The organism is Pararhodobacter aggregans (assembly GCF_003075525.1).
Taxonomy (GTDB): domain Bacteria; phylum Pseudomonadota; class Alphaproteobacteria; order Rhodobacterales; family Rhodobacteraceae; genus Pararhodobacter; species Pararhodobacter aggregans.
The window spans coordinates 40463-60073 of the sequence record NZ_QDDR01000002.1; the positions used below are offsets into that span (position 1 = coordinate 40463).

At 67.9% G+C, this 19611-nt stretch carries 21 protein-coding genes; 6 read left to right on the forward strand and 15 right to left on the reverse strand.

Annotated elements, in window-relative coordinates; translation table 11 throughout:
- The first annotated feature begins 93 nt into the window (after positions 1 to 93).
- Positions 94 to 1641, forward strand: coding sequence for a trimethylamine methyltransferase family protein (locus tag DDE23_RS04270; RefSeq protein ID WP_107750816.1), 1548 nt, complete (start codon positions 94 to 96; stop codon positions 1639 to 1641).
- Positions 1642 to 1644: 3 nt separating this feature from the next.
- On the opposite strand, the gene DDE23_RS04275 is transcribed toward DDE23_RS04270, so the two are convergent.
- Together DDE23_RS04275 and DDE23_RS04280 are read right to left on the reverse strand one after the other, a co-directional pair.
- Complete coding sequence (locus DDE23_RS04275) at positions 1645 to 2055, reverse strand: universal stress protein (RefSeq protein ID WP_107750815.1); 411 nt, start codon at positions 2053 to 2055, stop codon at positions 1645 to 1647.
- Between the two features lie 65 nt (positions 2056 to 2120).
- On the reverse strand, positions 2121 to 2732 hold the full coding sequence (locus tag DDE23_RS04280; protein ID WP_107750814.1) for a Pr6Pr family membrane protein: 612 nt from the start codon (positions 2730 to 2732) through the stop codon (positions 2121 to 2123).
- Positions 2733 to 2803: 71 nt separating this feature from the next.
- On the opposite strand from DDE23_RS04280, the gene DDE23_RS04285 reads away from it, so the two are divergent.
- Together DDE23_RS04285 and DDE23_RS04290 are read left to right on the forward strand one after the other, a co-directional pair.
- Positions 2804 to 3418 (forward strand): LysE family translocator, encoded by a 615-nt coding sequence (locus DDE23_RS04285; protein ID WP_107750813.1) that lies wholly within the window; start codon positions 2804 to 2806, stop codon positions 3416 to 3418.
- 86 nt (positions 3419 to 3504) lie between these two features.
- Positions 3505 to 3954, forward strand: a complete 450-nt coding sequence (locus tag DDE23_RS04290) for a hypothetical protein (protein WP_116548227.1) — start codon at positions 3505 to 3507, stop codon at positions 3952 to 3954.
- A gap of 4 nt (positions 3955 to 3958) precedes the next feature.
- On the opposite strand, the gene DDE23_RS25000 is transcribed toward DDE23_RS04290, so the two are convergent.
- From DDE23_RS25000 to DDE23_RS04325, 8 genes are all read right to left on the reverse strand, one after another.
- Entirely contained in the window at positions 3959 to 4102 is a 144-nt protein-coding gene (locus tag DDE23_RS25000; protein ID WP_157957968.1) for a hypothetical protein, read from the reverse strand.
- 89 nt (positions 4103 to 4191) lie between these two features.
- On the reverse strand, positions 4192 to 5172 hold the full coding sequence (locus DDE23_RS04295; RefSeq protein ID WP_107750811.1) for a methyltetrahydrofolate cobalamin methyltransferase: 981 nt from the start codon (positions 5170 to 5172) through the stop codon (positions 4192 to 4194).
- Positions 5169 to 5843, reverse strand: a complete 675-nt coding sequence (locus DDE23_RS04300; RefSeq protein ID WP_107750810.1) for an HAD family hydrolase — start codon at positions 5841 to 5843, stop codon at positions 5169 to 5171. Before DDE23_RS04300 ends, DDE23_RS04295 begins: the two co-directional genes overlap by 4 nt.
- Before the next feature lie 109 nt (positions 5844 to 5952).
- Positions 5953 to 6360, reverse strand: a complete 408-nt coding sequence (locus tag DDE23_RS04305) for a hypothetical protein (protein ID WP_107750809.1) — start codon at positions 6358 to 6360, stop codon at positions 5953 to 5955.
- 92 nt (positions 6361 to 6452) lie between these two features.
- Positions 6453 to 7358, reverse strand: a complete 906-nt coding sequence (locus DDE23_RS04310) for a methylenetetrahydrofolate reductase (protein ID WP_107750808.1) — start codon at positions 7356 to 7358, stop codon at positions 6453 to 6455.
- 10 nt (positions 7359 to 7368) lie between these two features.
- Complete coding sequence (locus DDE23_RS04315; RefSeq protein ID WP_107750807.1) at positions 7369 to 7689, reverse strand: virulence factor; 321 nt, start codon at positions 7687 to 7689, stop codon at positions 7369 to 7371.
- A gap of 224 nt (positions 7690 to 7913) precedes the next feature.
- Positions 7914 to 8561, reverse strand: coding sequence for an outer membrane protein (locus DDE23_RS04320; protein ID WP_107750806.1), 648 nt, complete (start codon positions 8559 to 8561; stop codon positions 7914 to 7916).
- 220 nt (positions 8562 to 8781) lie between these two features.
- On the reverse strand, positions 8782 to 9483 hold the full coding sequence (locus tag DDE23_RS04325) for an outer membrane protein (RefSeq protein ID WP_107750805.1): 702 nt from the start codon (positions 9481 to 9483) through the stop codon (positions 8782 to 8784).
- A 237-nt stretch (positions 9484 to 9720) separates the two neighbouring features.
- On the opposite strand from DDE23_RS04325, the gene DDE23_RS04330 reads away from it, so the two are divergent.
- Positions 9721 to 10878 carry a Ppx/GppA phosphatase family protein gene (locus DDE23_RS04330; RefSeq protein ID WP_107750804.1) on the forward strand — a complete coding sequence of 386 codons (1158 nt, stop codon included), beginning with the start codon at positions 9721 to 9723 and terminating at the stop codon, positions 10876 to 10878.
- A 26-nt stretch (positions 10879 to 10904) separates the two neighbouring features.
- A complete protein-coding gene (locus DDE23_RS04335; protein ID WP_107750803.1) occupies positions 10905 to 11654 on the forward strand; it encodes an RlmE family RNA methyltransferase in 750 nt (249 codons plus the stop codon).
- A 3-nt stretch (positions 11655 to 11657) separates the two neighbouring features.
- Here the strand turns inward: DDE23_RS04335 and DDE23_RS04340 are convergent, their stop codons facing one another.
- A complete protein-coding gene (locus tag DDE23_RS04340; protein ID WP_107750802.1) occupies positions 11658 to 12554 on the reverse strand; it encodes a LysR family transcriptional regulator in 897 nt (298 codons plus the stop codon).
- A gap of 104 nt (positions 12555 to 12658) precedes the next feature.
- On the opposite strand from DDE23_RS04340, the gene mdlC reads away from it, so the two are divergent.
- A complete protein-coding gene (gene mdlC, locus DDE23_RS25680) occupies positions 12659 to 15787 on the forward strand; it encodes a benzoylformate decarboxylase (protein WP_272947868.1) in 3129 nt (1042 codons plus the stop codon).
- 79 nt (positions 15788 to 15866) lie between these two features.
- Here the strand turns inward: mdlC and DDE23_RS04355 are convergent, their stop codons facing one another.
- The 4 genes from DDE23_RS04355 to DDE23_RS04370 form a co-directional block, all read right to left on the reverse strand.
- Entirely contained in the window at positions 15867 to 16319 is a 453-nt protein-coding gene (locus DDE23_RS04355) for a DUF3237 domain-containing protein (protein WP_107750801.1), read from the reverse strand.
- Entirely contained in the window at positions 16319 to 17611 is a 1293-nt protein-coding gene (locus tag DDE23_RS04360) for a TRAP transporter large permease (protein ID WP_107750800.1), read from the reverse strand. Before DDE23_RS04360 ends, DDE23_RS04355 begins: the two co-directional genes overlap by 1 nt.
- A gap of 1 nt (position 17612) precedes the next feature.
- A complete protein-coding gene (locus DDE23_RS04365; protein WP_238149898.1) occupies positions 17613 to 18125 on the reverse strand; it encodes a TRAP transporter small permease in 513 nt (170 codons plus the stop codon).
- Positions 18126 to 18198: 73 nt separating this feature from the next.
- The gene (locus tag DDE23_RS04370) at positions 18199 to 19227 is read right to left on the reverse strand and encodes a TRAP transporter substrate-binding protein (protein WP_107750799.1); all 1029 of its coding nucleotides are present in this window, start codon (positions 19225 to 19227) and stop codon (positions 18199 to 18201) included.
- Between the last annotated feature and the right edge of the window lie 384 nt (positions 19228 to 19611).

The window sequence follows — 19611 nt, forward strand, 5'->3', positions numbered from 1 at the left end:
GGCCGGGGGGCTGCCGCCCCCCGGACCCCCTGCCCAGAGGGGGGAGCACGCTCCCCCCTCTGGACACCCCCCGTGGATATTTGGAGAACAAAGATGGACGAGGAAGTCTGTGCTCCGGTGAAGGCGCGGCGGAGCGGGGGGCGGGGCGCGCGGGTCGCCCTGCGCTCGGCGCCGCTGGAAGAGGGCAAGCGGCCGGTCAGGGCGGGCCTGCCGGGCGGGCAATATGCGCCGCTGAGCGAGGCGGCCGTGCTGCGCATCCATCAGGCGGCGCTGGAGGCGCTGGAGGTGGTGGGGCTGGCCAATGCGCCCGCCTCGGGCATCGAGGCTATGACCCGCGCCGGGGCGGTGCTGGGGGAGGACGGGCGGCTTCGCTATCCCCGCGCGCTGGTCGAGGACATGCTGGCCAAGGCGGCGCGGGGGATCACCCTGCATGGCCGCGACCCGAGGCACGATCTGCATCTGGAGGGCACGCGGGTGCATTACGGCACGGCGGGGGCGGCGGTGCATGTGGTCGATCTGGAGACCCTGGATTACCGCGAGTCGACCGCGCAGGACCTGCATGACGCGGCGCGCATCGTCCATCATCTGGACAATGTGCATTTCTTCCAGCGGATCTGCGTCTGTCGCGATGTGACCGACAATTTCGACATGGATATCAACACGCTCTACGGCGCGCTGGCGGGGACGACCAAGCATGTCGGCACCTCGTTCAGCGACCCGTCGCATGTGGCGGGGTGTTTCGACCTGCTGCACCTGGTGGCGGGGGGCGAGGAGGCCTGGCGCGCCCGGCCTTTCGTCAGCAATTCCAATTGCTTCGTCGTGCCGCCGATGAAATTCGCCGAGGAAAGCTGCATCACCATGGAGGCCTGCATCCGGGCGGGCATGCCGGTGCTGCTGCTGTCAGCGGGGCAGGCGGGCGCCACCAGCCCCGCGCCCATCGCGGCGACCATCGTGCAGGCGGTGGCGGAGTGTCTGGCGGGCGTGGTCTATGTGAACGCGATCGCGCCCGGGCATCCGGCGATCTTCGGCACCTGGCCCTTTGTCAGCGATCTCAGGACCGGCGCCATGTCGGGCGGCAGCGCCGAACAGGCCCTGCTGACCGCCGGCTGCGCGCAGATGCACCGTTTCTATGGCCTGCCGGGCGGCGCGGCGAGCGGCATCTCGGACAGCAAGCTGCCGGACATGCAGGCGGGCTGGGAGCAGGGGATCACCAACGTCCTGGCCGGGCTCGCCGGGCTGAACCTGTGCTACGAGGCGGTGGGGATGCATGCCTCGCTGCTGGGATTCAGCTTTGAATCGCTGGTGCTGGGCGATGATCTGCTGGGGCAGGCCCTGCGCTGCGTGCGGGGCATCGACGTGACCGAGGATTCCGTCAGCCTCGAGGTGATGAAGGAGGTCTGTCTGGGCGGAGCGGGCCATTACCTCGGCTCCGATCAGACGCTGAAGCTGATGCAGACCGAATACATCTATCCGGCGCTGGGCAACCGGATGAGCCCCAAGGAATGGAACGAGGCCGGGCGGCCCCTGCTGCTGGACGCGGCGCAGAAGCGGGTCGCGGACCTGCTGGCCCAGGCGCCCAGCCAGATCGACCCGGCCACGGATCTGGCGATCCGCAGCCGGTTCAACATTCACTTCCGCTGAGCCTCAGCGCGAGATCAGCACCGAGCATTGCGCGTGGCGCACCACGCGGGCGGCGGTCGAGCCGATGAAGTAATCGCTCAAGCCCGGGCGGTGCGAGGCGATCATGATGAGATCGGCGCCGGTATCGTCGGCGCATTGCAGGATCTGGCTGGCCGGGGCGCCGGTGCGGATCTCGGACTGGACATCGGCGCTGACGCCATCGGCCAGAAGGCCCAGCTCGACCCTTGCCTCGGCCTGGCGGCGGTCGTTCAGGTCGCGGGGCAGTTCGGCGGCGATATAGCTCGGCACATCTTCCAGAACGTGCAGCAGCCGGATCACGCCGCCCGCATCCAGCAGTTGAACGGCCTTGTCGATCAGGGCCTTGCCGGCTTCGCCATGGCTGAGGTCGACGGCGACGATGATGTGTTTGTACATGGTCTTCTCTCCAGTTCGCGTAGGGTGAAGATAGGGCCGAGGATCGCCCCCGGACATGATCTGGGTCAAGGTCTTGCCAGTCTCGCGCCCCGGGCGAGGGCACGGGCGATCCCCAGAAGCACCAGTCCGGCCAGCGCGAAGCCGAGGCAGAGCCCGGCGATGTTCAGCGCGATGCGCGTGGCACCGAACCGGCCGACATCGAGGAAGAAATAGGGATAGATGCCGTCGATCTGGCCCCTGAGCAGCGCATAGAGGCAATAGCCCGCGGGCCAGATCAGCCAGCGCGGCACATCGGCCAGCGTCAGGGCCCGCCCGCCCCAGCCCAGCCACCAGAGCACGGCGAAGAGCGGCGTCAGCGTGTGCAGCCAGAGATCGGCCCAGAAGGTCAGCCCGGTCAGCGGCACCTCGGGCGCCAGCAGCAGGTGGAAGACGATCCCGACCATGCCGATCGACAGCACGACCCCCGCCATCCAGCCGTCGCCCGGGTTCCGGCCAAGCGCGACGAGGGCGAAGCTGACGAAGACCAGCGCATTGGTCAGGATGGTGAAGAACCGTCCAAGCGCCCAGAGGCGCAGCAGCGGGTCGGCCAGCCCCTCGGTCGCGCCGCTGGCGAGGAATTGCAGGACCAGCCCGCACAGGGCGGCCAGGGCGACGAGGGCGGCGAGATTTCGGGACATGACACCTCCGGGTTGAAAGGGCAGGATACAAGGGCCGCGAAAGATGTCACGCGGCTTGGCGGGGGTTCGGCATGGACATGTTGTCGGTTTCGGTTTTCGCGCTGGCGCTTCTGCTGGCGGCGGGCACGCCCGGTCCTTCGATCGCGGCGCTGGTGGCGCGGGTGCTGTCGCGCGGCTGGCGCGAGGTGATGCCCTTCGTGCTGGCCATGTGGCTGGGCGAGCTGATCTGGCTGCTGACGGCGCTGGCGGGGCTGGCGACGCTGGCGCAGGCGTTTCACTGGCTGTTTGCCGGGCTGAAATGGCTGGGCGTGGCCTATCTGCTCTGGCTCGCCTGGAGCATGTGGCGCGCGCCGGGCGACGGCGGCGAGGCGGAATTGCCGCGCCGGGGATCGGCCTGGTCGATGTTCGGGGCGGGGATGGCGGTGACGCTGGGCAATCCCAAGATCATGCTGTTCTATCTGGCGCTCTTGCCGACGCTGCTGGACACGCGGGCCCTGGGCTGGGGCGAGGCCGGGCTTCTGGCGCTGGTCACGCTGGCGGTGCTGGCGGTGGCGGATCTGGGCTGGATCCTGCTGGCGCAGCATGCCCGCAGGCTCCTCAGGACGCCGCGCGCGATCCGCCTGTCCCGGCGGCTGAGTGCGCTGGTCATGGGCGGCGCGGCGGCAGCGATTGCCGCAAAGGCGTGATGCCGCCGATTTTCCGCCCCGAAGGTTGATCGGCCGGGCGGCGGCTCTCTATGGTGGCGCTGACAGGGACCAAAGGGGAATCGCCGATGCGGCTTATCGCGGCGGCCATCATCGGGACGGGGCTTGGCGGCGCGGCCTTCGCCGAATGCGCGCTGCCGGAACCCAGCGCCCCGGCCAGCGGCTGGCAGGTGATCGAGGGCGAGGATTTCGCCTTCACCGCTGAAAACCCGGCCTTCCCCGGTCTCACGGTCGAACTGACGATGGACGCGCCGGTCATCCCCGAGGTGCTGGATTTCGTGCAACTCGACCGCTACGGCGGGCGGGTGGCGCTGCTGCAGTATTTCTCGGGCGATCCGGGGACCTCGGCGCTGGTGACGATGGTCAGGAATGCGGTCATCGACCTCGGCACCGGGCAGACGCTGGCCACGCCCCTCTATTCCGCCGATTGCGAGCAGATCGCCTGGACCTGGTTCCCCAACCATGTCGAGGTCGCCGACGCCGCGATGATCGAACGGATCACGCTGCCCCTGGACTGAGGCCTCAGCCGAAGGCCCGGCCGATCAGGCCGATCAGCCGCAGGATCTGCCCCAGAAGCCGCGCGACCTCGGGGCTGGCATAGGCCAGCACCAGGACCGCGACGACCACGAGGATGACGACAAGCCAGACCTTCGCCCGCTGCGACATGGGGACACCCGTTGCTCTGCGCCCAGCGATGTTGCCACGAAAAAGGGCGGCCGTCACGGGCCGCCCTTTGGTCGTCGGGGAGGCGCGGCTCAGCCCCGGGCGCGGCGTCCGCCCCGGCGGCCCGAGGATGCGGCCGAGGCCGCGGCCGAGGCTTCGGCGAAGGTGGCGCCCGCCTGCATCGCTTCCAGCACCTTGGCCAGACGGATCCATTCGCCGCCGTTCGAATCGTGGTCCATCAGCAGGTTGGCGGCGCGGATCGCCTCCATCTCCTGATGGCGGACCGGGTTCATGATCGCCGAGGTCATGCCCGCGCCGATGGCCATGGGCAGGAAGGCGCCGTTGATGCCGTGACGGTTGGGCAGGCCGAACGAGATGTTCGAGGCGCCGCAGGTGGTGTTGACGCCCAGTTCCTCGCGCAGGCGCTTGACCAGCGCGAAGACCTGCCGCCCGGCCGAGGCCATGGCGCCCACCGGCATCACCAGCGGGTCGACCACGATGTCATGGGCGGGGATGCCGAAATCGGCGGCGCGCTCGACGATCTTCTTGGCCACGGCGAAGCGGACGTCGGGGTCCTGCGAGATGCCGGTGTCGTCGTTCGAGATGGCGACCACCGGGACGTTGTATTTCTTGACCAGCGGCAGGACCAGTTCCAGACGCTCTTCCTCGCCGGTGACCGAGTTCAGCAGCGGCCGGCCCTGCGCGGCTTTCAGCCCTTCCTCCAGCGCGCCGGGGACCGAGCTGTCGATGCAGAGCGGCACATCGGTGATGGCCTGAATGCGCTCGATCAGCGCCTTCATCAGCGGCGGTTCGACGAAGTTGTTGTCGGCATACCGCGGGTCTTCGGCCATCTTGTTGGTGAAGACGGCGCCCGAGTTCACATCGAGCACGGTCGCGCCGCAGATCACCTGCTCCAGCGCGTCCCTCTCGACGGTCGAGAAATCGCCCATCTCCAGCTCGGCCGCCAGTTTCTTGCGGCCGGTCGGATTGATGCGCTCGCCGATCACGCAGAAGGGCTCGTCAAAGCCGATAATCACGGTCTTGGTGGCGGATTCGAGGACGGTACGGGTCATGAGGAAACTCCTTCTAGGCGCGTGAGGGCATCCTCGAGCGCGGGATCGGTGAAATCGGCGAGGGTGAGGCGGGCGCCCGCGGCCCTGAGCCCGGCATCGTCCAGCGTCGAGCGCAGGCCGATGACAAAGGCCCCGGCGTCCGAGGCGGACCGGATGCCCGAGGGGCTGTCCTCGAAGGCGATGCAATCGGCGGGCGCGACGCCCAGACGGTCCATGGCGGACAGGTAGGGATCGGGGAAGGGTTTGCCCCGGGCGCAGGTCTCGCCGCTGATGACCACGGCGAAACGGTCCCGCAGGCCGATGGCGGCCAGCATCGCCTCGGCGTTGAGCGGGTTGGCATTGGTCACCACGGCCAGCCCCAGCCCGGCGTTTTCGGCGCGGTCCAGCAGTCGCCCCAGACCCCGGGTTGCGGGAAAGGGGCGGGGCAGGCGGCGGCGGAACTCGGCTTCCTTGATGTCGGACAGGCCATGGGGATCGGCCTCGTCCGGCAGGAATTCGCGGAAGACGTCCGAGTTCAGGCGCCCCAGAACGTGGCGGTCATAAAAGGCCTGGTCGATGGCAATTCCCCGCGCCGCCATCAGCTCGCGGTAGATGGCGAAATGGATCGGATCGGTATGCAGCATCGTGCCGTCCAGATCGAACAGCAGCGCGGCGCGCGGCGCGGGGCTCATGCGCGGCCCCCGGTTGCCGGGTGCGCGACACGGTTGCGCGCAATGCCGACCACCGGAACCCCGGTTGCCGATACGCCGGCCAACGGGGTCTGGCGGTCACCGCAGGTGGTCAGCCGATGCGCTGGCAGGCCGTCTCGACCGGGCCACCCCCGCCGGGCGGCTGGAACAAGGCGTACATGTTGTTCGGGTCGCCAATCCACGCCGGGTGAATCGAAAAGGTCGCGACATTGCCCGGGATCACCTGCATGTGCACGAAGGTCTGGCCCGGCATCGAATTGTCCGGCCCGACCGCCCAGCGGCCCGGCCCCCGGATCTGATAGAAGGCCGAGGTTCCGTTCAGGATATAGGTTCCCTCGGCATAGAGGCTCTGATCGGGGGCCAGTTGCACCGTCATGTCGATGCTGGCGGGTTGCGAATTCATGACACAGCGCCAGACCCCCACGATGGGCAGACCCTGGGCGGATGCGCTCAGCGGAACGCTGGCCAGAACGGCCGCGGAAAGAAGGAAACGGACCATCGCAGAAACCTTTTTTGAAAATGAGCAGGGGGAAAGGGTAACCGATCCCCGCGTCATTCACATCAAAGCTGTGTGATGCCGTTTCCATCGATTCAGGCTGCCTGCGCCGGGCGCTGGCCGTTGCGCTGGGTCCAGTCGGCGTTGGTCTTGATCCCGCCCAGCGGGAAGAAATGCACCGCCTCGATGCCGAAATCGGGGTTCGCCGCCTTGTGCTCGGCCAGTTCGGTGACGAACTCGTCGGGCTCGTAGGGCAGGAGCAGCTTGGTCACGTCCATGGCCCGCTTCTGCAGGACCTTCAGCGAGGGGCCGACGCCGCAGGCGATGGCGAACTTGATCAGCGTCTGCAGCTTGGCGGGACCGGCGACGCCGATATGCACCGGCAGGTCGATGCCGTTGGCCTTGAGGTTGTTGACCCAGTCGATGACCGGCTTCGCCTCGAAGCAGAATTGCGTGGCCATGGCCATTTTCGCATCGGTGCGCTCGGAGAACGCCTGTTTCCAGCGCGCCGCTTCCATCACCATCCGGTCCGAGCCATCGGGGTCGATGTCCTTGTTGCCCTCGGGGTGACCGGCGACATGCAGCCGCTCGAACCCGTCGAAGGCACCCGATTCCAAGAGCTGCATGGACGAGTGGAACTCGCCCTTCTGCTGCTGCGGGTTGCCGGCCAGGATCAGGCCCTGTTTCACCCCGGCCTCGCCCTGATAGCGCGCGACCCACTCCGTCAGCATCGCCTTGTCGGCGATGATCCGCGCCGGGAAATGCGGCATCGGCTCATAGCCTTCGCCGCGCAGGCGGCGGGCGGTGGCGACCATCTCCTCGATCGGCGTGCCGTCGATATGGGCGATGTAGACCCGGGTGCCCTGGGGCAGAAGGGCGCGGAAATCCTCGATCTTCTCGGCGGTGCGGGGCATCACCTCGATCGAGAAGCCATCCAGGAAGGGGGCGACCGCGGCCGAGCCGGTGGCACCGGATTTGCGGGCGAAGGGGAAGAGGGCCATGGAAATCTCCCTATGCGCGCCGGTCCCAACCATCGTTGGCGATCAGCGCCTTGATCCTGTCGGTGTCGTATTCCGCTTCCAGCCGAAGGGCCTCGGCGCGGGCGACCTGTTCCTGTTCGCCAGCGACATCATAGGGGTCGGCTTTGCGCCATTCCGCCAGATAGGAATCGCTGTCCCGGGCGCCGATCTTCATGGCGCAGCGGTCGATGGCCTGCTCAAAGCGTTCGGGCAGTTGCACCTTGGCGCCGCGCCGTCCCTTGCCGACGATGACCTGGGCGGGAATGTCGCGCCAGAAGACGATGGTGACGGGCTGAAGGGTTGCGTCAGACATGGGGGCTCCTCGGGGGCTGGACCCCCCATTCCTCGCCGCTTACGGGGCCTGCCGCCGTGCCGTTTCCGACCGCGCCGCGCCAGGATGCGACGCGGCCTTGATAACAGCTGCGCCCGGGGCGCGGCCAGCCGCCCGGACATGAAAAATCCTCACCAACATGGTGAGGCGCAAAGGAAAACCCGCCCCGGTGAGGGGGCGGGTCGTTAGGTCGGGCAAGCCGTCGATCAGAAGCGGCGGATGACCGAGAAGCGCAGGATCGAGGTGTCGCCGTTGGTGGCGATGCCGTTGATCTGCTCGTCACCGTAGAAATAGTGCTCCAGATCGCCGCGCATGGTCCAGGCGCCGCTGCCGATGGCCTGTTCATAGCCGACGCCCAGCATCGCGCCCGAATAGACGGCCGAGCCGCCACCCAGCGTGCCCGCGGCGCCGCGCTCGTCACGGCCGTAGCCCACGGTCATGAACATCAGCGAGCGGTCCATGGCATAGCCGACGCGGCCGCGGATCGAGGCCTGGTTCTCGACATCGCTGCTGCAGGTGTTGCCCGGGGCGCCACAATCGTTGCTGCCCGACCGCTGCGAGAAGTCGGCGACGACTTCGCCACCGAACACGAGGTTGCCGCTCTGCCAGTTGTAGCCGGCGATGCCGCTCAGACCCCAGCCATCGGCATCCGGATAGGACGGAATGGCACCGTTGGTGTCGTATTGGGCGCGGCCATAGGTGATGCCGAGACCGGCATAGGCACCGCTCCAGTCATAACCCGAGGAGACGGGAACGGTGACCGGGGGGACATAGGGTTGCGGGGCGACGGGGCCCGAGGCAAGCGCGCTGGTCGCGACGAGGCCAAGGGCGGCGGCGGCGATAATGGTTTTCATTGTGGTCTCCACGAAGTCGTTTCCACTGTTTGTCCCGACTTGAGCCGGGATCCTGCTTGTTAACGTCCGAGGCTGCGAAAGGTTCCGCCTGGCTTCCGGACATTTCCCTGACGAACGCGTGTTTCCTTGGTCACGCTCGATCAAGATACGGGTGAGGACAGCAGAAGTTTCACCAGCCCTCGGTGTCGAGGGATCGTCGGGGCTGTCCTCACAGGGTTACTCAGAACCGGAAATTCGCCCCCAGGCGGATCCGGCCATAGGATACATCGGTGTAGCAATCGGTCCCGCAACTGGCGGGAATCTCGAGCCGGCCGAGGTCGGTGAACAGGTATTCGGCGCTGAGCGAGAAGGAATCCGTCACCGCATGCTCGACGCCCAGGCCCGCGGTCCAGCCGTTCAGCCGGTCCGATCCCAGCGTGGCGCCGCCGGTGAAATTGGCCCGCGCCTCGCCGGTCGCAAGACCCGCGGTGGCGTAGAACAGCGTCCGGTCCATGGCCCAGCCGATGCGGCCGCGAAGCGCCATCGCGTTCTCGACATAGGTCTCGCAGCTGCCGCCGGGGCAGCCGAAGGTCAGGCTTTGGGACGAGCTGGCGTTGATCTCGCCGCCGGTGTAGTCCAGCGCCCCGCCATAGACCAGCGTGCCGCTCTGCACGTCGTAGCCGCCGGTCAGGCCCCAGGTGGTGCCGTCCCAGTTGCCGGGGATCGATTCGGCGCCGATGCTGCGTTCGGCCCAGTTGTTTTCGCCCAGGGGCGTGCCCAGCCGGACCCCGGCATAACCGCCGGTCCAGTTGTAGCTGCTGTAGGGCGCGATCACGCTGCCCGTCGTGATGCTTGCCTGAGGCGCGACAGGCCCCGTGGCAAGGGCCGCCGAACCGGTCAGGGCAAGCGCCGCGGCAAGCGCGGCAATGCCAGATCTGTTCATCGTCGTCTCCAGTCTCAGGGCGTCTCGCGCCCCTTCCTTGAGGGGCTCCCTGTTTGGTCTGCCGTTATTTTGGGCTTCCGGCGGGGAGGTTCAAATCACAAGCCCGCGTTTTTCGAGTGACCCGGCCGCGACCGGCGGATTTCCGCGGGGTCCGCGCGCCTGCTTCCGGCCGGAACGCGCTTGCGCGCGCAGCGGGCGGTCTTTAGGGTAGAGGGCAACACGAAATGGAGGGCGGCCATGACGCCCGAGCGTCCCGCAGGCGCGGCGGCGCATCCGACTCCGAAATCGTCGAGGCCACCCAAACGGGGTCGGACTCCGGCCGGAAAAGAGCCGAAGCGCCAGTCAGGTCCCGAGGACGGGGGGCTTTATGCTGCCCTCGACCTGGGGACAAATTCCTGTCGCATGCTGATTGCGCGTCCCAACGGCGCGCAATTCGAAGTCATTGACAGTTTTTCCCGCGCCGTCGAGCTGGGAACCGGGCTGGAAAGCACGGGCCGGCTGGGTCATGTGCCCATGGCCCGCACCGTGCAGGCACTCAGGATCTGCCGCCGCAAGCTGGACGACCACGCGGTGATCCGCATGCGGCTGGTGGCGACCGAGGCCTGCCGCCGCGCGCGCAATTCGGCCGAGTTCATCCGCAAGATCCAGCGCGAGACCGGCCTCAGGCTGGAGATCATCCCGGCCGAGGAGGAGGCGCGGCTCGCCATGATCTCCTGCGCGCCGCTGGTCGCGCCCGAGACCGAGCAGCTGCTGGTCATCGACATCGGCGGGGGCTCCACCGAACTGGTCTGGATCGACCTCGCCGCCGTCACGCCCGAGGAACGGCGCCGCGCCATCCTTGCCGTCAAGCTGGGGCTGCGCAGCCAGGTGCAGGCGCCGCAGTTGCCGGGTCAGGCGCGGGTGGTCGACTGGATCAGCGTGCCGCTGGGTGTCGCCACGCTGCGCGAGCAATTCAACGATGTCGAGGACGACGCCGCCCGGTTCGCGCTGATGTCCTGGCATTTCGAGGAACAGCTCCACGATTTCTCTCCCTACCAGAACCCCGCCCCGCGCGACGGGTTCCAGATCATCGGCACCTCGGGCACCGTGACCACGGTCGCGGCGTCCTATCTCGGCCTCAAGCGCTATGACCGCAACAAGGTCGACGGGCTGACCATGACCTCGGCGCAGATCGACAAGGTGATCCGCGATTATCTGGCGCTGGGCCCCGAGGGGCGGCGCACCGATCCCCGCATCGGGCGCGAGCGGCATGGCCTGATCATGTCGGGCGCGGCGATCCTGCAGGCGCTGATGCGGGTCTGGCCCACCGACGTGATGTCGGTCGCCGACCGCGGGTTGCGCGAGGGGCTGCTCTATGCGCAGATGACCCACGACGGCGTCTTGGCCGGATTGTAAAACGGGCTTCTCTGAAAGGTTTCAACATGGCGAACGAGGGCGGCAAGAACACCTCGGGCCGCGGTCAGCGCGAGCTCAAGGTCAAGGTCAAGACGGCGAAGGGACGGAAACTCTCGTCCACGCGCTGGCTGGAACGGCAGCTCAACGACCCCTATGTCGCCCGCGCGCGGCGCGAGGGGTTCCGGGGCCGCGCGGCCTTCAAGATCGTGGAACTCGACGACAAGTTCCGCTTTCTGGTGCCGGGCGCCCGGGTGGTCGATCTGGGCTGCGCGCCGGGCGGCTGGCTGCAGGTGGCGGTCGACCGCATCAACGCGCTGGGCGCCAAGTCGGGCAAGCGGCAGGGCACCGTTCTGGGCGTCGACCTGCAGGAGGTCGAGCCGCTGGCCGGGGCCGAGGTCCATGTCCTCGATTTCATGGCCGATGGCGCCGACGATCAGGTCAAGGCCTGGCTGGGGGGGCAGGCGGATGTGGTGATGTCCGACATGGCCGCGGCATCCTCGGGCCACAAGCAGACCGATCACCTGCGGATCATGGCGCTGTGTGAACACGCGGCCTGGTTCGCCTTCGACGTGCTGGCGCCGGGCGGGACGTTTGTCGCCAAGGTGCTGGCCGGTGGGGCCGAGGGCGAGTTGCAGGGCCTGCTGAAGCAGCGTTTCACCAAGGTCCATAACGTGAAGCCACCCGCAAGCCGCTCGGATTCCTCGGAAAAATACGTGGTCGCCATGGGCTATCGCGGTGCGCCCGAGGAACGGGCTGCGGATGAGGACGACGCGTAGCCGCTAACCCGCCAGCCGCCGCAGCGCGCCCAGCAGCAGATCGGCGCTGGGCGGAAGCAGGCCCCGGCGGCGGCGGTAGATCTTGAAGCTGCGCCGCCAGTCGAGGTGCGGCACCCTGACCGGGGCCACCTGTCCCTGTGCCAGATCGCCCAGCAGCACCGGCTCGGGCATCCAGCAGGCCAGATCCCCCGCCAGCACCGCCGCCCGGATCACCGCCGTCGAGCGCGATTGCAGCACCGGCAGGCCGGGCTCCAGCCGCTGATCGTGGAACCGCCGCATCCATTCGCGGGTGATCGGCGTGGCCTGCGGCGGCATCGCCCAGTCGAGGGCGGCGGCCTCGGCAAGGCTCAGGTCGCGCCCGGCCGCCGGATGCCCGGCCCGGACATAGACCCGCACCTCGTCGTGGAAACTCTCCTCGGCGGCCAGCCGGATCTCGTCATCCAGCGCCGAATCCGGCAGCACGGCCAGATCGACGGTCCCGGTCTTCAGCCCCTCGACCAGCCGGTCCTCCAGTTCTTCGGTGACGCTGAAGGCGACCTCCGGGTGGCTTTGGCGCAGCAGCGTCAGCGCCTCGACCAGCAGCCCGCCCGCGACCGAGCCGACGCCACCGATCCTGACCAGCCCGCGCCCGGCGCCGCGCATCTGGCGGATCAGTTCCTCGGCCTGCGCGGATTCGGACACCATCAGTTCCGCATAAGGCAGCAGCGCCGCGCCATAGGGCGTGGGTTCCACCCCCCGCGTCGTGCGTTCGAAGAGAGGCGCGGCAAGCTGCGCCTCCAGCCGGTTCAGCGCCCGGGTCACGGCGGGCTGCGCCATGTTCAGCGCCTTCGCCGCCCGGCCGATGGAGCGGCTCTGCGCGCAGGCAAGCAGGATACGGGCGTCGCGGACATCGAAAGCCATAACGAAAGAGTATGACTTTTGAACAAACTTGGCAATTCTGTCGCAGGGGCGAATCGTGCCAGATTGGCCTTTCCGCGGTTCCCCGATCCGCGAGGGAGGCTTTGATGAACGACCAATCGCGTCCGGCACAGCAGGGCGTCCGCAGCGCTGTCGAAACCGTGGCCGAGGCCAGCTTCGCGCTGCTCCGGCGGCACGGGATCGACAAGATCTTCGGCAACCCGGGCTCGACCGAACTGCCGATGTTCGTGAACCTGCCCGGGGATTTCACCTATGTGCTGGGCTTGCAGGAATCCGTGGCGGTCGGCATGGCCGATGCCCATGCCCAGATCACCGGCAACGCGGCCTTCGTGAACCTGCATTCCGCCGCGGGGCTGGGGCATGCGATGGGCAACCTCTACACGGCGATGAAGAACCGCACGCCGCTGATCGTGACCACCGGCCAGCAGACCCGCGCCCTGCTGCCGGGCGAGCCGTTTCTGGGCAACGAGGCGCCCGAGACGATGCCCGCCCCCTGCGTCAAATGGGCGACCCAGCCGGCAAGGGCCGAGGATGTGCCGCGCGCGCTGGAACAGGCCTATTGGCGGGCGATGCAGGCGCCCCGGGGGCCGGTGCTGGTCTCGGTGCCGCTGGACGACTGGTCCCGCCCCGCCGCGCCCATCGAGCCGCGCGAGGTCTCGCTGCGGCTCGGCGCCGACACCGAGGCGCTGGAGCGGGTGGCCGAGGGGCTGGAGGCGGCGCGGCAGGTGGCGCTGGTGGTCGGCCCCGGCGTCGACCGGGATGGCGCCTGGGATCCCGTCATCGCGCTGGCCGAGAAACTGGCAGCGCCGGTCTGGGTCAGCCCGATGTCGCCGCGCTGTTCCTTCCCCGAGACCCACCCGCTGTTCGCAGGCTTCCTGCCCGCCGTGCAGCCGGCGATTTCCGACCGTCTGGCGCCCGCCGATGCGGTGCTGGTCCTCGGCGCCCCGGTCTTCACCTATCATTTCCCGGGCCTGCCCGAGCATGTCCGCCCCGGCACCCGGCTCTACCAGATCACCGACGACCCGGCGCAGGCGGCGGGCGCGGCGATCGGCCTGTCGCTGGTCGCCGATTGCGGCACGGCGGCGGCCTTCCTGACCGACCGCTGCACCGCCCGCGAGTTGCCCGCCCGCCCGATGCGCGAGATCCCGGGCGTGGCCCAACCCGTGACCATCACCAACGAATGGTTCATGCAGGTCCTCAGCGACCTGCGCGACCCCGACAGCATCGTGGTCGAGGAAGCCCCCAGCGCCCGCGACGCGCTGCACGATTACTTTCCCATCGACCGGCCCGGGGGCTTCTTCGCCACGGCCTCGGGCGGGCTGGGCTTTGGGCTTCCGGCGGCGGTGGGCGCGGCACTGACCGGGCAGGACCGGGCTGTCGTTGCGATCATGGGCGATGGATCGAGCCTCTATTCCATTCAGGCGCTCTGGTCGGCGGCGGAGCATGACGCCGACCTCTGCATCCTGGTCCTGAACAACGGCGGCTATGCCGCGCTGAAGGGCATCGCCGAAAAGACGCAGGCGCGCGACGTGGCGGGCGTGGCGATCAACCACCTCGATTTCGTGCAGATCGCCCGGGCGCAGGGCGTGCCCGCCGAGCGCTGCGCCGACCCCGCCGCCTTGCCCGGCGCGATCCGCGAGATGCTGGCGCGCAAAGGTCCGCGCCTTCTGGAAGTGATGATCGGGCCGCAGCCCGAAACCGAGACAGCTCAACGGGAGGAAGAGCCCATGAACGTGATGACCAATACCGCCCCGGCGGCCCAGACCACCGGCGCGGGCCGCCTGAAGGCGCCCGAGAAATTCTTCATCAACGGCGAATGGGTCGAGCCCCTGTCGCGCGCCAGCCTCGAGGTCGTCTCGCCGATGACCGAGGAGGTGATCCTCAGCTACCCCGAGGCCGGGACCGCCGATATCGACCGCGCCGTCGCCGCCGCGCGCCATGCCTTCGACGAGGGCCCCTGGCCGCGCCTGTCGCCGACCGAGCGCGCCCGCTACCTGCGCAAGATCGCCCGCAACATCGAAGACCGGATGGACGATATCGTCGCGGCCTGGGTGGCGCAGGTCGGCGTGCCGGTGATGCTGGCCAGGAAACTGGCGCCACAGAACGCGCAGCTTTTCGACTTCTACGCCGACATGATCGAAAGCTATCCCTTCATCGACCACCGCAAGCGCGCCGATGGCGGCATCACGCGGGTGGTGAAGGAGCCGGTCGGCGTGACCGCCGCAATCTCGCCCTGGAACGCGCCGATGGTGCTGCTGACCTACAAGATCGCGGCCGGGCTGGCGGCGGGCTGCACCTTTGTCGCCAAACCCTCGCCCGAGACGCCGCTGGAAGCCTATATCATGGCCGAATGCATCGAGAAGGCGGGGCTGCCGGCCGGGGTCTTCAACCTGGTGCCCGCCGGGCGCGAGGTGGGCGATTATCTGATCCGCCGCCCGGATATCGACAAGGTGGCCTTCACTGGCTCGACCGCCGCGGGCAAGCATATCGCCGGGGTCTGCGCCGAGCGTCTGGCGCGGGTGTCGCTGGAGCTGGGTGGCAAATCGGCCGCCGTGCTGCTGCCTGACGCCGATTTCCAGAAGGCGCTGATGCCGCTGCTGATCTACTCGATGCCGATCACCGGGCAGGTCTGCTTCTCGCTGACCCGCATCCTGGTGCCCGAGGCGCGCAAGCAGGAGTTCCTGGATCTGTTCGTCCCGGCCGTACAATCGCTGAAACTGGGCGATCCCTCCGATCCCTCCACCCAGATGGGCCCCCTGACCATGGCCCGCCAGCGCGAGCGGGTCGAGGGCTACATCAAGGCCGGGATCGAAGGGGGCGCGCGGGTGCTTTGCGGGGGCAAGCGGCCCGCGGGGATGGACAAGGGCTTCTTCATCGAGCCCACGGTCTTTACCGACGTCACCCCTGGCATGAAGATCTTCCAGGAGGAGATCTTCGGCCCGGTCGTCTCGGTCATCGGCTACCGGGACGAGGAGGACGCGGCGCGCAAGGCCAATGACTCGGTCTATGGGCTGGCGGGCGCCATCTTCTCGCAGGACCCGGAAAAGGCCTATGCCTTTGCCCGGCGGATGCGGGCGGGGAACATGTCGGTCAATTCGATGATCGTTGACATCACCATGCCCTTCGGCGGCTTCAAGCAATCGGGGCAGGGGCGCGAGGGTGGCATCGAGGGGTTGGAGAACTACCTCGAAACCAAGTCGATCCACATGGGGTAATCCGCGGGTTGGGAGCGGAGAAGGGAACGGCCCGGGGATCACCCGGGCCGTTTCTCGTTCCTCCGACGGGGGCCGGGGGTCAGACGACCTCCCAGATCCCGATCTCGACCGAACTGGCGAAACGGGCCCCGGTGCCGACAAAGACCGTCCGGTTGACCCAGGCATAGCGTGGATCGCCGGTGTGCAGGCGGGGCTGGGTGCGCATGTAGTATTCCGCCGGGTCCACGGCCTCGCCCTTGGCCACGCGGGCCAGAACCTCGGCCGGGCCGTGGCGATAGCCGAAGTTGCGGATGTCGATCAGGGCGCCGTCATGCGTCTCGATGGCGTAGCGGGTGTCCAGTTCGGCATGGCCCGGGTAGATCGTCTGCCAATCGGCGCCGAGGTTCAGCACCTTGCCCTCGATCCGCCCGGTCACCGTGCCGCCGATGATCGGGATGATCCGCCAGCTCAGCCCGTCGGCCGCGCCCTTTTCCAGCGGCGGGGCCAGAGCGCAGCGGATCTCGCAAACGGGGCGGAGCGCGGGGGTCTGCATCACATCGTCCTCGGCAGCCAGAGCACGATGGCCGGGAAGGCCACCAGAATGCCCAGCCGCAGCACATCGGCGGCGATGAAGGGCAGCACGCCGCGGAAGATGACGGGCAGTTTCACTTCCTTGGCTATCATGTTGATGACATAGACGTTTATCCCGACGGGCGGCGTAATCAACCCCAGTTCCGCGGTCATCACGATGATGATGCCGAACCAGATCGGGTCAAAGCCCAGATGCACGATCACCGGATAGACGATCGGCACCATCAGGATGATCATCGCCATGGAATCAAGGATGCAGCCGGCGATGATGAACACCAGCAGGATCAGCGCCAGCGTGCCCATCGGCCCGAAATCGAGCGCCACCAGCCAGGCGGTCAGCTTCTGCGGCGATTGGGTGATGGCCAGAAAATAGCCGAACAGCATCGCCCCGATCAGCACGGTATAGACCGAGACCGAGGTTCTGAGCGCCTCGGTCAGGCTGTCGACGATCTGGCGGAAATTGAGCCGCCCGCGGACGATGCCCACGACCATGGTCAGCGTGGCGCCGATGGCCGAGGCCTCGGTCGGCGTGGCGACACCCCAGTAGATCGAGCCGATCACCATGACGAAAAGCAGCACCACGGCCCAGATCCCGGCCAGCGAGCGCATCGCCTCACGCAGGCTGAAGGGGGTGCCGGGCGGCAGGGACTTGCGGTGCCCGATGAGCAGCGCCGCCATGTACATGGCGATGGCCAGAAGCCCCGGCACGATCCCGGCGATGAAGAGTTTGCCGACGTCGGTTTCGGTGATGTAGGCATAGACCACCATGACGACCGAGGGCGGGATCAGGATGCCCAGCGTGCCGCCCGCGGCGATGACGCCGGTCGCCGCATCCTCGCGATAGCCATAGCGGCGCATCTCAGGGAGCGCGATCTTGGTCATCGTCGCGGCGGTGGCGACTGAGGATCCGCAGATCGCCGCGAACCCGCCGCAGGCGGCGATGGTCGACAGGCCCAGGCCCCCCTTGAAGGGGCCGAGCCAGGCGTTGCCCGCCTTGAACAACTCCTTGCTGATGCCTGAATTCGTGGCGAAAATCCCCATCAGGATGAAGAAGCTGACCAGCGTCAGGTTGAAATCGGTAATCACCCGGATGGGCGAGGTGGCGAGCAGGTTCAGCGCCGGGTTGATGCCGCGGATCGCGGCGAAGCCGAAGACGCCGACCAAGCCCATGGCGATGCCGATCGGCACCCGGAGCGCCATCATGCCGAAAAGCGCGAGGAAGCCGACGAGGGCGATAAGGTCAGGGGTCGTCATGTCAGTCCAGCTTCTGCGCGGCTTCGCGCTCGAATTCGGGGGTCGCCTTGCCCGAGGCCAGCAGGAACAGGCGCACGGTGACGGTGAAGATGCTGATCGCGGTCCCGGCCCAGATCAGCGCCATCAGGGGCCAGACCGGCAGGCGCAGATCGAAGGTCGATTCGTTCGAGCGCATGGCGCTGTCGACGCGGCCGAACATCTTCCAGGCCAGCAGCACGACAAAGAGCAGCAGCACCGCCCAGGCCAGGAACTCGACCCAGCGGCGGGCGCGTTCGGGCATCATCTCGACGAAGAGGTCGACGGTGATATGGCCGCCGCGATAGCCGACCGAGGCAAAGCCCCACATGATGCAGGCGCCGATCAGCAGGCGCGAGACGTCGAAACTGTCGGGAACCGGGGTGGTCAGCGCATAGCGGCCGATGGCCGAGACGACGATGAGGATCGTGCACAGGCCGAGCAGCAGCCCGGCCAGCATTTCCACGATCTGGCAGAAACGTTCCAGGATCTTGACCAAGGCGAGGGTCCGTCTGTCAGAAGGAAGGCCCGGGCGGTCCCGCCGCCCGGTGCCGATAGGGGATCAGGGCCGGTTACTGGCCATAGAGCCCGTCATAGCGGGCCAGCGCATCGCGCAGGCCTTGCAGCATCGCCTCGCCGTCGCGGCCCTGCGAGGCCATCAGCGCCAGCCATTCCGCGGTCAGCGGCTCGGCCGCGGCCTGCCACAGCGCCACCTGTTCGGCGTTGGGCGTGTGCATCGTATGCGCGGGATCGGCAGCGATCGAGGCGCGGCCCGCGGCCTCGGCCCCGGCCCAGCCGGTCGACATGGTCTCGGCCGCTTCGGGCGAGCAATGGTTCGTCATGATGGTGCGCAGATCCTCGGGCATGCCGTCGATCATGCCGCGGTTCATGACGAAACCGTTGATCGAGGCATAGAAGGGCATGTCGAGGTGATGCGTGACCAGCGTGTCGGCGCCGAAGATATAGAGCGATTGCCAGGGCGACTGGGTGATGTCGGCGGTGCCGTTCGACAGCACCTCGCGCATCGCCGGCGCCGGCACCTGGACCGAGGCCCCGCCCAGTAGGTTGACGAAGCGCGCCTCGGTGGCGTTGGCCGGGCGCACGGTGCGGCCGCGCACATCCTCGGGCACCAGGATCGGCTCCTTGCCGTGCATCGTGCCCGGGTCATGGGTCAGCGCCATGCAGAAATAGACATCGCCCATTTCCATGTCGTCATAGCCGCCCTGCTGATACCATTCGGTCAGCCCGCGCACCGCGCCCGTCGCGTTGGCGAAGAGGAACGGCAGTTCCGCGGCAGCGAGGATCGGGAAGCGGCCCGGCTGATAGCCCGGGTTGATGAAGGCGATGTCGGCGATCCCGTCGCGGGCCATGTCGTAATGGTCGGCCGCGGCGCCCAGCTGCTGGGCGGGATAGACGGTGAAGGTGATGCGGCCCCCCGATTCCTCGGTGATCGACTGCATCCAGGGCTCCATCCCCAGGACTTGCAGCGGGTGGGTGGCGGGCACCCAATGGGCGAGGCTGAGGTTGTATTCCTGCGCGGTGGCGGTGTGGCCAAGGCACAGGGCGACGGCCGTGGCGGCTGCCAAGGTTCTGACGGTCATTCTTCTCCTCCCTGTGAAGTCCTGACTGCCGCCGCGGAGTCCGCAGGGGCAGGGCTTCTGCAAATATGTGTACATGCCGGGGGGATTCGGACAAGCAATTTCTGGATTATCAAATGACATCGGATGGCGGAGCCGCCCGGACTTCCGCTGCGGTGCGGCATTTCCCGCCCGGGACCGGCGGCGTACCGCTCCGCGCCCCATCCGGCCGAATCGCCTGGCATCACCCGCTTTTTTGACGGGATTTCAAGGCCGATTCCGCCCCGGTTTTTCCCGGCAGTCGGGGCGCTTTTCATGTCAGGGCGCCGAACATGCCTCGGTTGCGCCCGATTTCCGCCGCGAAGCCCCCGCAGGGTCGCACTCGCCCGTTGCACTGCCCGGAAGGGT

Coding starts and splice junctions, on each gene's coding strand:
- DDE23_RS04355 (WP_107750801.1), bottom strand. CDS start 16,319: ATGCAGACCCCCGCGCTCCGCCCCGTTTGCGAGATCCGCTGCGCTCTG.
- DDE23_RS04305 (WP_107750809.1), bottom strand. CDS start 6,360: ATGGTCCGTTTCCTTCTTTCCGCGGCCGTTCTGGCCAGCGTTCCGCTG.
- DDE23_RS04290 (WP_116548227.1), top strand. CDS start 3,505: ATGCGGCTTATCGCGGCGGCCATCATCGGGACGGGGCTTGGCGGCGCG.
- DDE23_RS04315 (WP_107750807.1), bottom strand. CDS start 7,689: ATGTCTGACGCAACCCTTCAGCCCGTCACCATCGTCTTCTGGCGCGAC.
- DDE23_RS04360 (WP_107750800.1), bottom strand. CDS start 17,611: ATGACGACCCCTGACCTTATCGCCCTCGTCGGCTTCCTCGCGCTTTTC.
- DDE23_RS04295 (WP_107750811.1), bottom strand. CDS start 5,172: ATGACCCGTACCGTCCTCGAATCCGCCACCAAGACCGTGATTATCGGC.
- DDE23_RS04370 (WP_107750799.1), bottom strand. CDS start 19,227: ATGACCGTCAGAACCTTGGCAGCCGCCACGGCCGTCGCCCTGTGCCTT.
- DDE23_RS04335 (WP_107750803.1), top strand. CDS start 10,905: ATGGCGAACGAGGGCGGCAAGAACACCTCGGGCCGCGGTCAGCGCGAG.
- DDE23_RS04330 (WP_107750804.1), top strand. CDS start 9,721: ATGACGCCCGAGCGTCCCGCAGGCGCGGCGGCGCATCCGACTCCGAAA.
- DDE23_RS04310 (WP_107750808.1), bottom strand. CDS start 7,358: ATGGCCCTCTTCCCCTTCGCCCGCAAATCCGGTGCCACCGGCTCGGCC.
- DDE23_RS04275 (WP_107750815.1), bottom strand. CDS start 2,055: ATGTACAAACACATCATCGTCGCCGTCGACCTCAGCCATGGCGAAGCC.
- DDE23_RS04325 (WP_107750805.1), bottom strand. CDS start 9,483: ATGAACAGATCTGGCATTGCCGCGCTTGCCGCGGCGCTTGCCCTGACC.
- DDE23_RS04285 (WP_107750813.1), top strand. CDS start 2,804: ATGGACATGTTGTCGGTTTCGGTTTTCGCGCTGGCGCTTCTGCTGGCG.
- DDE23_RS04270 (WP_107750816.1), top strand. CDS start 94: ATGGACGAGGAAGTCTGTGCTCCGGTGAAGGCGCGGCGGAGCGGGGGG.
- mdlC (WP_272947868.1), top strand. CDS start 12,659: ATGAACGACCAATCGCGTCCGGCACAGCAGGGCGTCCGCAGCGCTGTC.
- DDE23_RS04340 (WP_107750802.1), bottom strand. CDS start 12,554: ATGGCTTTCGATGTCCGCGACGCCCGTATCCTGCTTGCCTGCGCGCAG.
- DDE23_RS04280 (WP_107750814.1), bottom strand. CDS start 2,732: ATGTCCCGAAATCTCGCCGCCCTCGTCGCCCTGGCCGCCCTGTGCGGG.
- DDE23_RS04300 (WP_107750810.1), bottom strand. CDS start 5,843: ATGAGCCCCGCGCCGCGCGCCGCGCTGCTGTTCGATCTGGACGGCACG.
- DDE23_RS25000 (WP_157957968.1), bottom strand. CDS start 4,102: ATGTCGCAGCGGGCGAAGGTCTGGCTTGTCGTCATCCTCGTGGTCGTC.
- DDE23_RS04320 (WP_107750806.1), bottom strand. CDS start 8,561: ATGAAAACCATTATCGCCGCCGCCGCCCTTGGCCTCGTCGCGACCAGC.